At 66.1% G+C, this 12,358-nt stretch carries 11 protein-coding genes; 3 read left to right on the top strand and 8 right to left on the bottom strand.

Translation table 11 applies throughout. From position 1 onward, the window contains the following. Window positions 1–103: 103 nt before the first annotated feature. The 8 genes from rseP to rpsB all read right to left on the bottom strand — a co-directional run bounded on the left by rseP (window position 104) and on the right by rpsB (window position 7,688). Entirely contained in the window at window positions 104–1,447 is a 1,344-nt protein-coding gene (rseP, locus tag BJI69_RS02295; RefSeq protein WP_046968670.1) for an RIP metalloprotease RseP, read from the bottom strand. A gap of 45 nt (window positions 1,448–1,492) precedes the next feature. Beyond that, window positions 1,493–2,677 (bottom strand): 1-deoxy-D-xylulose-5-phosphate reductoisomerase, encoded by a 1,185-nt coding sequence (locus BJI69_RS02290; RefSeq protein WP_046968671.1) that lies wholly within the window; start codon window positions 2,675–2,677, stop codon window positions 1,493–1,495. A gap of 4 nt (window positions 2,678–2,681) precedes the next feature. After that, window positions 2,682–3,500 carry a phosphatidate cytidylyltransferase gene (locus BJI69_RS02285; protein WP_046968672.1) on the bottom strand — a complete coding sequence of 273 codons (819 nt, stop codon included), beginning with the start codon at window positions 3,498–3,500 and terminating at the stop codon, window positions 2,682–2,684. 12 nt (window positions 3,501–3,512) lie between these two features. Continuing rightward, complete coding sequence (uppS, locus tag BJI69_RS02280) at window positions 3,513–4,250, bottom strand: polyprenyl diphosphate synthase (protein WP_046968673.1); 738 nt, start codon at window positions 4,248–4,250, stop codon at window positions 3,513–3,515. Window positions 4,251–4,273: 23 nt separating this feature from the next. Further along, the gene (gene frr, locus BJI69_RS02275; protein WP_046968674.1) at window positions 4,274–4,831 is read right to left on the bottom strand and encodes a ribosome recycling factor; all 558 of its coding nucleotides are present in this window, start codon (window positions 4,829–4,831) and stop codon (window positions 4,274–4,276) included. A gap of 118 nt (window positions 4,832–4,949) precedes the next feature. Beyond that, the gene (gene pyrH / locus BJI69_RS02270; RefSeq protein WP_046968675.1) at window positions 4,950–5,672 is read right to left on the bottom strand and encodes a UMP kinase; all 723 of its coding nucleotides are present in this window, start codon (window positions 5,670–5,672) and stop codon (window positions 4,950–4,952) included. Window positions 5,673–5,875: 203 nt separating this feature from the next. Further along, window positions 5,876–6,754 carry a translation elongation factor Ts gene (gene tsf / locus BJI69_RS02265; RefSeq protein ID WP_046968676.1) on the bottom strand — a complete coding sequence of 293 codons (879 nt, stop codon included), beginning with the start codon at window positions 6,752–6,754 and terminating at the stop codon, window positions 5,876–5,878. Window positions 6,755–6,839: 85 nt separating this feature from the next. Next, on the bottom strand, window positions 6,840–7,688 hold the full coding sequence (gene rpsB, locus BJI69_RS02260) for a 30S ribosomal protein S2 (RefSeq protein WP_046968677.1): 849 nt from the start codon (window positions 7,686–7,688) through the stop codon (window positions 6,840–6,842). Between the two features lie 352 nt (window positions 7,689–8,040). Here rpsB and map point away from each other — a divergent pair, with 352 nt between their 5' ends. The 3 genes from map to dapD all read left to right on the top strand — a co-directional run bounded on the left by map (window position 8,041) and on the right by dapD (window position 12,358). Beyond that, a complete protein-coding gene (gene map / locus BJI69_RS02255; protein ID WP_046968678.1) occupies window positions 8,041–8,814 on the top strand; it encodes a type I methionyl aminopeptidase in 774 nt (257 codons plus the stop codon). A 72-nt stretch (window positions 8,815–8,886) separates the two neighbouring features. Beyond that, window positions 8,887–11,544, top strand: a complete 2,658-nt coding sequence (gene glnD, locus BJI69_RS02250; RefSeq protein WP_244465310.1) for a [protein-PII] uridylyltransferase — start codon at window positions 8,887–8,889, stop codon at window positions 11,542–11,544. Continuing rightward, window positions 11,531–12,358, top strand: a complete 828-nt coding sequence (gene dapD / locus BJI69_RS02245) for a 2,3,4,5-tetrahydropyridine-2,6-dicarboxylate N-succinyltransferase (protein WP_046968706.1) — start codon at window positions 11,531–11,533, stop codon at window positions 12,356–12,358. Before glnD ends, dapD begins: the two co-directional genes overlap by 14 nt.

Genomic DNA, 12,358 nt, shown 5'->3' with positions numbered 1-12,358 from the left:
GACGAGGCCGGCGACCGAATAGGAGCACGCGCAGGGCTCATGCCCAGCGTCGTCTGGCCATGAACGCGCGAGCGCCCACGACCGGGGTGATACGGATGCCTCGTCACGAGACGATCATTCGCTGGATGTCGTTGAAAAACGCCAGCCCCATCAGCGTGAACAGCAAGGCGAGCCCGACGTACTGGCCGGCGATCATGGTGCGTTCGCTGACCGGGCTGCCTTTGACCAACTCGATAAGGTAATACAGCAGGTGTCCACCGTCCAAGACCGGGATGGGCAACAGGTTAAGAATCGCCAGGCTCAGGGAGACCAGGCCGAGGAAGTTGAGGAACCATCCCAGGCCACGGTTGGCCGAATCGTTGGCCACCTGGGCGATGCCGATCACGCCCGAGAGGTTCTTGGTCGACGCCTGCCCTGAAAGCATCTTGCCGATCAGGTTGAAGGTGGAGACGGTGCCGTTCCACGTCGTCTGCAGCGATTCGCTGAAGGCGCGCACGGGACCGTAGCGCAGTGTGGCGGTTTCTGGCGGGCGGGCACCGATGCCGATCATCCAGCGGGTGGGCTGGCCGCGTTCGGATTTCATCCGGGCGGTGATGTCGAGGGTCCGTGTCGTGCCATCCCGTTCGATGGCGACGGCGAGCTTCGGCGAGATGACCGCCTGCTCGGGCACCAGCTTGGTGAAGGCGTCGAAGTCCGCCACCGGCTTGCCGTTGACGCTGACGATGCGGTCGCCCGGACGGATGCCGGCCAGCGCTGCCGGATCGCCCGGCACGACGTCGCCCACGAAGGGCGTGGTCTGAAGGGTCAGGCCGAGTTGACCGAATTTCTTGCCGATGTCGCCTTCAGCCGTAAGTTTCTGCAGCGGCAGGACGACGTCACGCTGGCTGCCGTCGCTGCCTTTCACCCTTACCGGCATCGGTTCGTTGCCGAGCAGGCCGTTGGCGAGCACGTCGAAGGCATCGCTACCGGTGGATACCGGCTCGCCGTTCATGGCGATCAGGCGGTCACCGGGACGAATGCCTGCTTGCGCGGCGATGGTGTCCGGTGCCGCATTGACGATGGGTGCCACGTCGGGCTTGCCGATCATGTACATCGCCCAGAACGCGGCTATGGTGAAAATGAGGTTGAAGGCCGGACCCGCGGCGACGATGGCGATCCGCTTCCAGACCGACTTGCCGGTGAATTCCTGGCCGCGCTCGGAAGGATCGACCTCGCCTTCGCGGGCGTCGAGCATCTTCACGTAGCCACCCAGGGGGATGGCAGCGATCTGGTATTCGGTGCCGTCCTTCGCGACGCGACGCCACAACGGACGGCCAAAGCCGACCGAGAAGCGGAGTACGCGCACGCCGCAGCGGCGCGCGACCCAGTAATGGCCGAATTCGTGGAAGGTCACCAGTACGCCAAGCGTGACCAGCAGCCAGAACACGGAACCTAGGAAGGGGCTCATCGGAGAGGGAGGGTCTCGAAAAAAAAGTCGTTGGGTAGAGCGAGTTTAGCAGTAAGCGCGGTGCAGCACGTTCCGCGCCGACCGCCGGGCGGCGGCGTCTCGTTCCACAAGGGTCTGGACATCGACCACGGGTTCGGCCGGCAGTTCCTCAAGAACGCGTTCGACGAGCTCGGCAATGCCCAGGAAGGGCAGGGTCCCGGCAAGGAACGCCTCAACGGCGATTTCGTTGGCGGCGTTCAGGATCGTCGTCGCATCGCCGCCCGCGCGCAGGGCCTGGAAGGCCAGCGCGAGGCAGCGGAAGGTATCCAGGTCGGGCTTTTCGAAGTCGAGGCGGGCATGGGCCGCCAGGTCGAGCGGCGCGACGCCGGCCTCGATGCGCTCGGGCCAGGCCAGGGCGCAGGAGATCGCCGTCCGCATGTCCGGATTGCCCAACTGGGCCAGCATGGAGCCATCGACGTAGTCGACCATCGAATGGACCAGGCTCTGCGGGTGGACCACGACTTCGATACGGTCGACCGGCGCGGCGAACAGGTGGTGCGCCTCGATGACCTCGAGGCCCTTGTTCATCAGCGTGGCCGAATCAACCGAGATCTTCCGGCCCATCGACCACTTGGGGTGGGCGCAGGCCTCGTCCGGGGTGATCGCGCCGAGATCGGCCCGGGTGCGGCCGCGGAACGGGCCGCCGGAGGCGGTCAGTACGAGGCGCCGGACGCCTGCGTGGGCGAGTTCCGGGCGTCCGCCGGGCAGGCACTGGAAGATGGCGTTGTGTTCGGAATCGACCGGAATGAGGTCGCCGCCGCCCAGGCGCAGGGCCTCGAGCAACAGGGCGCCGCCCATCACGATGGATTCCTTGTTGGCCAGCAGCAGGCGTTTGCCGGCGCGCGCAGCGGCGAAGGTGGATTCGAGTCCGACCGCGCCGACGATGGCGGCGACTACGGTGTCGCAGAGCGGGCCGGCGGCCGCGGCGGTGACCGCGTCAGCGCCGGAGGCTACCTCGCAGCGCACGCCGGCCGCGGCGAGGCGACGGGCGAGATCGGCCTCCATGCCGGGATCGGCGATGATGGCCAGGTCGGGCCGAAAGCGCTCACATAGCGCAGCGAGCGCTTCGCTGCTGCGGTTGGCGACCAGTACGCTGGCGCGGAAGCGGTCGGGGTGGCGCGCGATCACATCGAGCGTGCTGCCACCGATGGAACCGGTGGCGCCGAGCACGGCGACCTGGCGGATGGCCATGGCGTTACAGGCCCAGCAGCAGTTTGCCGGCCGCGAAGATGGGCAGGGCGGCAAAGACGCTGTCGAGGCGGTCGAGCAGGCCACCGTGGCCGGGAAACAGGCTGCCGGAGTCCTTCACGGATGCATGGCGTTTCATCAGGCTCTCGAACAGGTCGCCGACCACGGCGAAGCCCACGGTGATCACGCCGAGCACGCCCAGGCCGACCAGCTGGGACGTCTCGCGCACGCCGATCAGGTAGCCGCCAAGCACGGTGATGAAGGAGCCGGCCACGATGGCGCCGTAGACGCCCGCCCAGGTCTTTCCCGGGCTGATGCGCGGCGCGAGCTTGCGGCGACCGAGGTAGCGTCCACTGAAGTAAGCGCCGGTGTCGGCGAACCACACGATGACCAGGCCGAGCAGGGTCCACCAGTGACCGTGGTCGCTGGTATGCAACGCCATGGCGGCGGCCAGGGTCGGTACGATGACCAGGACGCCCACGCCCAGCTTGAGCATGCGGTTCTCGGCGTTGGGCGCCGCGGCGAAGGTGAAATTGCGCAGCCAGAAGCAGCAGCCGATCCACCAGGCCACGCCGGCAAGGGTCAGCGCGGTGAGCAGCCCCGGCGTCCAGACCAGGAGCAGGGCGAGCAACATGACGGCGGCGACGGCCGCGACGATGCCGCGCCCGACGGAGGTGCGGCTCCCGGCGAGCTGGCTCCACTCCCACGCGGCGCCCACGAAGACGAGGGCGACGATCGCGGCGAAGAAGCCGGTCGGGGGCAGGAGAATCAGCGCCAGGACGACCGGGATCAGTGCGGCGGCGGTGAGGATGCGTTGCTTGAGCATGAGTGTCCGGCGTTAACCCGTGGCTACCTGCTCACCGGTGCGGCCGTAACGGCGCTCGCGGCGGGCATAGTCGTCGAGGGCCTCGGCAAGGCAGGCCTGGTCGACGTCGGGCCACAGGGTGTCGGTGAAATAGAGCTCGGCATAGGCAAGCTGCCAGAGCAGGAAGTTGCTGACCCGATGTTCGCCGCCGGTGCGGATGAACAGATCCAGCGGCGGTTGGTCGGCAAGACAGGTGTAATGCTGGAGGCGGGCCTCGTCGAGCTCGGTCGCCGCGAATTCGCCGCGGGCGATGGCTTCGATGGCCAGGCGCGCGGCGTTGGCGATATCCCAGCGGCCGCCGTAGTTCACGGCCACGTTCATGTTCAGCGACGTGTTGCCGGCGGTGCGGTCCATCGCCCCGAGCATGCGCGCGCGCAGCTCGGGCGCGAACGCGTCGAGGTCGCCGACGAAACGGATACGTACGCCGTTGCCGTGGAGTTCGTCCACTTCCTTGTCCAGCGCCTTCAGGAATAGCTCCATCAGGGCCGAAACTTCGGTCGCGGGACGCTTCCAGTTTTCGCTGGAAAAGGCGAACAGGGTGAGCGAGCCGATACCCCGGCGCAGGCAGAACTCCACGGCTTCCTTGACCGCTTTCTGGCCGGCGTGATGGCCGAAGGTGCGCGGCCGCAGGCGCTGTTTCGCCCAGCGGCCGTTGCCGTCCATGACGATAGCCAGGTGGCGGGGAACCCGTGCGTCGGGCTTGGCTGCCATGGGGGCCTTGATCCGATGGCGCGTCAGAGCGCCATCAGCTCCTTTTCCTTGTCCTTGACCACGTCGTCCACTTCCTTCACGAACTTGTCCGTGAGGGTCTGGATGTCGCCGTCGGCGCGCTTCTGGTCGTCTTCCGTGATCGCCTTGTCCTTGAGCAGCTTGGCCACGTGCTGGACGGCATCCCGACGGACGTTACGGATGGCGATCTTGGCGGCCTCGCCTTCCTTCGACACGCTCTTGGCGAGCTCCTTGCGGCGCTCCTCGGTCGGCGGCGGGAAGTTGAGGCGGATGTCCATGCCCATGGTGGTCGGGGTGATGCCGAGGTCGGAGGCCATGATGGCCTTCTCGATCGGGCCGACCATCGCCTTGTCGAACGGCTTCACCGACAGTGAGCGGGCGTCCGGCGTGGAGACGTTGGCCACCTGGGCCAGCGGGGTCGGTGTGCCGTAATAGGGCACGACGATGTTGTCGAGGATGGACGGATTCGCGCGGCCGGTGCGAATCGTCTTCAGGTCGTGCTTGAGGGAGTCGATGCTCTTGCCCATACGGGTCTCAGCATCTTTCTTGATGTCGTTGATCATGGGCTCGTTTCCGGTCGAACGGGTCAGCAGGCGAGTATAGCAGTGCGTGCGCGTACGGCCTTGTCGCAGCGCGCCAAGGCAGGGGCCGGCACCCAACGGGTCCCGGCCCGACAGCGCGTCAGCCGGCGTCGACCAGGGTACCGACGGGCTCGCCCTTCATGATCCTCATGAGGTTGCCCGGCTGGGTCATGTCGTAGATACGCAGCGGCAGCTTGTTTTCGCGGCACAGGGCGATCGCGGCCGTGTCCATTACTTCGAGGCGGCGCTCGATCACCTGGTTGTAGGTGAGGTGGTCGTAGCGCGTGGCGGTCGCGTCGCGCTTTGGATCGGCCGAGTAGATGCCGTCCACCTTGGTGGCCTTGAGCAGCAGATCGGCGCCGACTTCCACGGCGCGCAGGGCGGCGGCGGAGTCGGTGGTGAAGAACGGGTTGCCGATGCCGGCGGCGAACAGGGTCACGCGGCCCTTCTCGAGGTGGCGGATGGCGCGGCGGCGGATGAAGTCCTCGCAGACCTCGTTGATCTTGATGGCGCTCATGGTGCGTGCTTCGCCGCCGAGCTTCTCGATGGCGTCCTGCATCGCGAGAGCGTTCATGACGGTGGCGAGCATGCCCATGTGGTCGCCGGTAACGCGATCCATGCCGGCAGCGGCGAGACCCGCGCCACGGAAGATGTTGCCACCACCGATGACAACGCCGATCTGCGCACCCGCGTCGCGCACTTCGAGAATTTCCTTGGCCAACCCACCGATCACCTTGGGATCGATGCCGTAGTCCTCTGCTCCCATCAGGGCTTCACCGGAGAGCTTGAGCAGGATGCGGCGGTTCTTCAGCGGGGTGCTCATGGGGAATCTCCAGTTTGTGTGGGGCAAAACGGGCGTAGTTTAACAAATGTGGGAGCCGCTTCAGCGGCGAAAAGCCAACGGAGCGGTGATGCCTTAGGCCTATCGCCGCTGAAGCGGCTCCCACAGTGGCCAGGGAGCTCCTGCAGGCAAAAAAAGAGCCGCGATCTCTCGCGGCTCTTTCGGGTACTGCCAGGAGGAAAGGCTTACGCCAGACCGGCCTGCTTCATGACTTCGGCGGCGAAGTCGTCGACGACCTTCTCGATGCCTTCGCCAACGGCCAGGCGCTGCACCGAGACGATCTCGGCACCGCCCTTCTTCAGGGCTTCGGCGACCGTGATGTCACCGTCCAGCACGTACGGCTGGCCGACGAGCGTGACTTCGGCGAGGATCTTGTTGACCTTGCCCGAGATGATCTTGTCGAGGATGTCAGCCGGCTTGGCCTTGTCCTTGTCGGTCATCTTGGAAAGCTCGATTTCCTTCTCTTTCGCGAGGAAATCGGCCGGGACGTCGTCGACCTTGATGAACTTGGGGTTCATCGCGGCGACGTGCATGGCGATACCCTTGGCCAGCTCTTCCGAGCCGCCCTTGAGGGCCACCAGCACGCCGATGCGGCCGCTGTGCGAGTAGGCGCCGATGGTGCCTTCGCTCTCGACCTTGGCCATGCGACGGACATCGAACTTCTCGCCGATGGTGACGGTGAGCGTCTTGGCGCCTTCTTCGACGGTGTTCTCGCCGAGCTTGGCCGCCTTGAGTGCCTCGATGTCGTTGATGCCGGTCTGGAGGGCGACGTTGGCGACGTCCTTGGTGAACTGGATGAACTGCTCGTTGCGCGAGGAGAAGTCGGTTTCGCTGTTGACTTCAACCAGGGTGGCAACGCCGGCCTTCTGCGCGACGGCGATCAGGCCCTCGGCAGCGACACGGTCGGCCTTCTTGTCAGCCTTGGCCATGCCGTTCTTGCGCAGCCATTCCATCGCCACTTCGATGTCGCCATTGTTTTCGACGAGCGCCTTCTTGCACTCCATCATGCCGACGCCAGAACGCTGACGCAGTTCATTGACGAGCTTGGCGGAAATGTCAGCCATGGTAGTTCCTCAAGATTTTGATGGGCGCCGCGGCGGTCATGCCGCGGCGCCGGATGAAACGGAAGAGCTCGACAGGGTGGGGCGCTTACGCGCGACCACGACCACCGTCACGGCCACCTTCGCGACGCGGAGCACCCTTCTTGTCCGGGGCGCCACGACGATCGCCGCGCGGGGCGTTGTCCTTGGCCACCGGATTGCCTTCTTCGTCGAGCTCGACGAACTCGTTGGCGTCGCCACGAGCGGCGTTCGGCGAAGCAGCCTTGCCTTCGAGGATCGAGTCGGCAGCGGCGCGGGCGTACAGCTGGATGGCGCGGATGGCGTCGTCGTTACCCGGGATGGCGTAGTCGACGAGGGCCGGGTCGTAGTTGGTGTCGACGACGGCGACGACCGGGATGCCAAGCTTGCGGGCTTCCTGGACGGCGATGTCTTCGTGACCGATGTCGACGATGAACAGGGCGTCCGGCAGACGGTTCATGTCCTTGATGCCGCCCAGCGAGTTCTGCAGCTTGTCGCGCTCACGGCGACGGGCCAGCACTTCGTGCTTGACCAGCTTCTCGAACGAACCGTCGGTTTCAGCGGCCTCGAGTTCCTTCAGGCGGGCAACCGACTGCTTGACCGTGCGGAAGTTGGTCAGCATGCCACCGAGCCAGCGGGCGGTGACGAACGGCTGGCCGGCGCGCGCGGCTTCTTCGGCCAGCGACTCACGGGCGGAGCGCTTGGTGCCGACGAAGAGGACGGTGCCGCCCTTCTGGGCCAGGCCCGAGAGGAAGTTCATCGCGTCGGTGAAGAGCGGAAGGGTCTTCTCGAGGTTGATGATGTGGATCTTGCCGCGGGCGCCGAAGATGTACGGAGCCATCTTGGGGTTCCAGTAACGGGTCTGGTGGCCGAAATGGACGCCGGCTTCCAGCATTTCGCGCATGGTGACTTGTGCCATGGAATTACTCCTGGGCGAACCGCATCGAGCGGTTCTGTGGGGGTTGGGACCTCCACGCATCCCCGGCTTCGACCCGGCCCTGTCGGGCCAGGCACCCCGAAGGCGGTGCCGATGCGTGTGTGGCGTTAAAAGCGATGCTTTCGTGGGGCCAATAGTGGCTTCATACGGTTACAATCGCGCTTCGTATCGCCGCCGTGGCCACGTCAAAGTGGCTTCGCCGGACAGCAAAACTCGCTAATTGTAGCCTCCGGACCCGCCCGGCCGCAAGCCGAGGGTGGATTTCCGGCAGGGGCGCCGCCACCTCGTGTGGCAGGCCCAATCCCCTGAGGGCAAAGGAAAAGAGAGAACCGTCATGGCCGTCGTACCGAAGACCCCCGAAGAGATCCAGCACATGCGCGAGGCTGGCCGTCTGGCCGCCGAGGTGCTGGCGATGCTCGTGCCCCACGTCAAACCCGGTGTCACCACCGAGGAACTGGACCGTCTCGCCCACGATCACATCGTGAACGTGCAGAAGGCGATTCCGGCCAATGTGGGCTACCGGGGTTTCCCCAAGACCGTGTGCACCTCGGTCAACCACGTGATTTGTCACGGTATTCCGACGGAAACCAAGGTCCTGAAGGATGGCGACATCGTCAATATCGACGTCACCGTGATCAAGGACGGCTGGCATGGCGACACCAGCCGCATGTACTTCGTCGGCACGCCGAGCGTCCTCGCCAAGCGTCTGGTCGACACCACGTTCGAGGCGATGATGCAGGGCATCCGCGCCGTGAAGCCGGGCGCCACGCTGGGCGACGTCGGTGCCGCGATCCAGAAGCACGCCGAATCGGCGGGTTTCTCCGTGGTCCGCGAGTACTGCGGCCACGGCATCGGCAAGGTCTACCACGACGAGCCCCAGGTACTTCACTACGGCCGCAGCGGCACGGGCCTCGAGCTCAAGCCGGGCATGACCTTCACCATCGAGCCGATGATCAACGCCGGCAAGCCGCAGACGAAGTCGCTGCCGGATGGCTGGACGGTGGTCACCAAGGATCACTCGCTGTCGGCCCAGTGGGAGCACACCATCGCCGTGACCGACGATGGTTTCGAGATCCTGACGCCCTGGCCGGACGCCCACGCCGCCTGACGCTCCATCGACGGCAGCCCTCCAGGGAGCTGCCGTCCGCTCGATGTGCCAACCACCGCAGAGGGCTCCGACGTGACGCTTCCGCCGCTTCCACGCCTGCCCGCCGTCGTGCCGCGATCGGGCGTCTCGCCCGAGGCGCGGCGTTCGTTGCGCCAGCTGCTGGGCGACGTGGACCGCTCGCTCACCGTCGCCTTCCGTGAAGGTGAAGATGCCTCGGCCCTGGCCCGTCGCCGGTCCGAGATCGTCGACCGCATCGTGGTCCATGCCTGGGGTGCCTGCCTGGGTGACATGGCCGCCGGTGCCCTGTTCGCCGTCGGTGGCTTCGGTCGGGGCATGCTGTTTCCGGCGTCCGATGTCGACCTGCTCGCCCTGGTGGCCGAGACCTCGCCCGCCCTGCATCGCGCACTGGAAAGCTTCTTCGGCTGTCTGTGGGATATCGGCCTGAAGCCGGGCCACGCGGTCCGCACGGTCGAACAGTGTCGTGAACTCGCCGCCAGCGATGCCAGCGTATTCACCAGCCTGCTCGACGCGAGGCGCCTGGCCGGCTGGCCCATCCTGGCCGAGAGTCTTCGCGGGATCCTCGACGACCCCGCCCTGTGGCCCCCGCGCCAGTATCTCGCCGCGCGCCTCGCCGAACGCGATGCGCGTCACGCGCGATATGACGACACCGCGCAGAATCTCGAGCCCAACCTGAAAGACGGCCCCGGCGGGCTGCGCACGCTGGACGCCTTGCGCTGGCTGGGCCGCCGCCTGGCGGACGCCCCCGATTTCGACGACATGGTGGCGGAAGGGCTGCTGGAGCCAGTCGAGGCGACCAAGCTCGCCCGCGCCGAGGAGACCCTCCGTCGCTACCGCTACGCTCTCCATGTGGAAGCAGGGCGGGCGGAGGAGCGCCTGTTGTTCGATTACCAGCGTGGCCTGGCCAAGCAGCTCGGCTTCGAGGACGAGCATGCCAAGAACCTCGGCGTCGAGCAGTTCATGCAGGGCTATTACCGGGCGGCCACGCAGATCGAGCGCTCAGGCACCCAGCTGGTCGAACGCTTCGAGGAAATGCTCGATCCGGCGACCGAGGCCTTGCCGGTCGGTACCGACTATGTGCGCCACGGTTCGCGGATTTCGTTGCGCAACCCGCAGTTGTTCGTGCGTCGGCCGGCATCGCTGGTGGAGATCTTCATCGCACGGCTCGACGAGCCGGGTATCACCGGCTTCACCGCGGAAACCATGCGGCGCATCCAGCACGCCGTTTCCCTGCACGGCGAATCCCTGGCGGACGACCCGCAGGTGCTCTGCGCGTTCCTGGCGCTGCTCCGGCGTGGCGCGCCCGCGGTGGAGGCATTGTGGCGGATGAATCGCCATGGCCTGCTCGCCGCGATCCTGCCGGCGTTCGGCAAGGTCGTCGGCCGCATGCAGTACGACCTCTTCCATGTGTACACCGTGGACGAACACACGCTGCGCGTGTTGCGCAACGTGGCGCGTTTCGCCGATCCGGCGGCACGCCGCGATTTTCCGATCGCCTGCGAAATCTGGCCGCACGTCGAAAAACCGGAGCTGATGCTCCTTGCGGCCCTGTTCCACGACATCGCGAAAGGGCGCGGCGGCGATCATTCGATGTTGGGCGAAGAGGATGCGCGGGCGTTCTGCGCGCGCCTCGGCTTGCCGCAGGACGACATCGATCTCGTCGCGTGGCTGGTTCGGCAGCATCTGTTGATGAGCACGACAGCGCAGCGCCAGGACATCACCGATCCCGACGTCGTGCATCGTTTCGGCGCGACAGTCGGCGACTGGGAGCACCTCGACCACCTGTACCTGCTGACGATCGCCGATATCATCGGTACGAGTCCGAAGCTATGGAACGCCTGGAAGGACCGGCTGCTCGCCGATCTCTACACGTCGACGCGCTTCGCCCTGCGCAGTGACCTCACGCCGCCGGCCCATGCGGGCATGCGTCTGCGCGAAACACGCGAGCGCGCACTCGGCATGCTGGTCGCCGAGCACGTGGCCGCCGACGACATCGCCAGCGTGTGGGCGGAATTTCCGGACCTCAGCTTCCTGCGCCATCGGCCCGAGCAGATCGCCTGGCAGACCGCCGCGATCCTGCGCGCCCGCGGCGCAACGCCGCTGGTCGAGGTGCATCCGTTCTCCGTGCGTGGCAGCACCGAACTCTTCATCTACACGCCCGACCGGGACGGCCTGTTCGCCACGGTGACGGCCATGCTCGATCGCCTGCGCTTCTCCGTCGTCGAGGCTCGCATCCTCGTCTCCAGCACCGGCAAGGCGCTGGACACCTTCCTGTTGCTCGAGTCGGAATCACAGGCCCCCGCGTCACTCCAGCGCGCCGAGGAACTACGCTCGCGCATGCTGCGGGCGCTCGACCAGCCGGCCGGGCAGGGCCCTCCGAAACGCAGTCTTTCGCGGCACCTGCGCCATTTCCAGATGACGCCGCGCATCGAATTCGTCGACGCCGGTGAACGCACCCAGCTCGCGCTGGTATGCACCGACCGGCCCGGGCTGCTTGCCGCCGTGGCGCAGGCGCTGGCTGAAGCCGAGGTGCGCGTGCATGATGCACGTATCGCGACGTTCGGTGAGCGTGTCGAAGATTTCTTCCAACTTACCGATCGCAGCAACGCGCCGCTGTCTCCGCAACGCAGGGAGATCCTGCGCGAGTGCCTGCTTCGTCACATCGGTTTCGAAAACCCCAGGAACAGCTTGAATGCAGATGCAAACGCTTGAGTCCCTTATCGACGACGCCTTCGAGCGTCGTGCCGACCTCAACCAGAATGAAATCGAAGGCAGTCTCCGTGACGCGGTCGACCAGGTGCTCAACTTGCTCGAATCCGGTGAGCGTCGCGTCGCCGAGCCGGACGGCAAGGGCGGCTGGACGGTCAACGCATGGCTGAAGAAAGCCGTGCTTCTGTATTTCCGCATGAACGGCAACCGCGTCATGGATGGCGGACCGTCGAGCGCCTTCGACAAGGTTCCGCTGCGCTTCGCGGACGGTGATGCCACCGAGTACGCCAACCTCGGCGCGCGCATCGTGCCGGGTGCGCTGGTGCGCCGGGGCGCGCACATCGCGAAAGACGCGGTGCTGATGCCCAGCTACACCAACATTGGCGCCTACGTGGGTGCAGGCAGCATGGTCGACACCTGGGCCACCGTGGGTTCGTGCGCGCAGATCGGCGCCGGCGTCCACCTCAGTGGCGGCGTCGGCATCGGTGGCGTGCTCGAGCCGCTGCAGGCCAATCCCACGATCATCGAAGACAACTGCTTCATCGGTGCGCGCTCCGAGGTCGTCGAAGGCGTGGTGGTGGAAAAGGGTTCGGTGATCGGCATGGGCGTGTTCCTCGGCCAGTCCACGCGTATCTACAACCGCGCCACCGGCGAAGTCAGCTACGGCCGCGTTCCGGCGGGCAGTGTCGTCGTCGCCGGCAGCCTTCCGGCGAAGGACGGCAGCCATAGCCTTTACGCGGCGATCATCGTCAAGCAGGTCGACGAAAAGACACGCTCGAAGACCGGTATCAACGAACTGCTGCGCAGCGGCGAATAA

The sequence above is a fragment of the Luteibacter rhizovicinus DSM 16549 genome, from assembly GCF_001887595.1.
GTDB lineage: Bacteria > Pseudomonadota > Gammaproteobacteria > Xanthomonadales > Rhodanobacteraceae > Luteibacter > Luteibacter rhizovicinus.
Note: the sequence above shows the minus strand (reverse complement) of the source record. Positions and strands in the feature narration are given on the sequence as shown.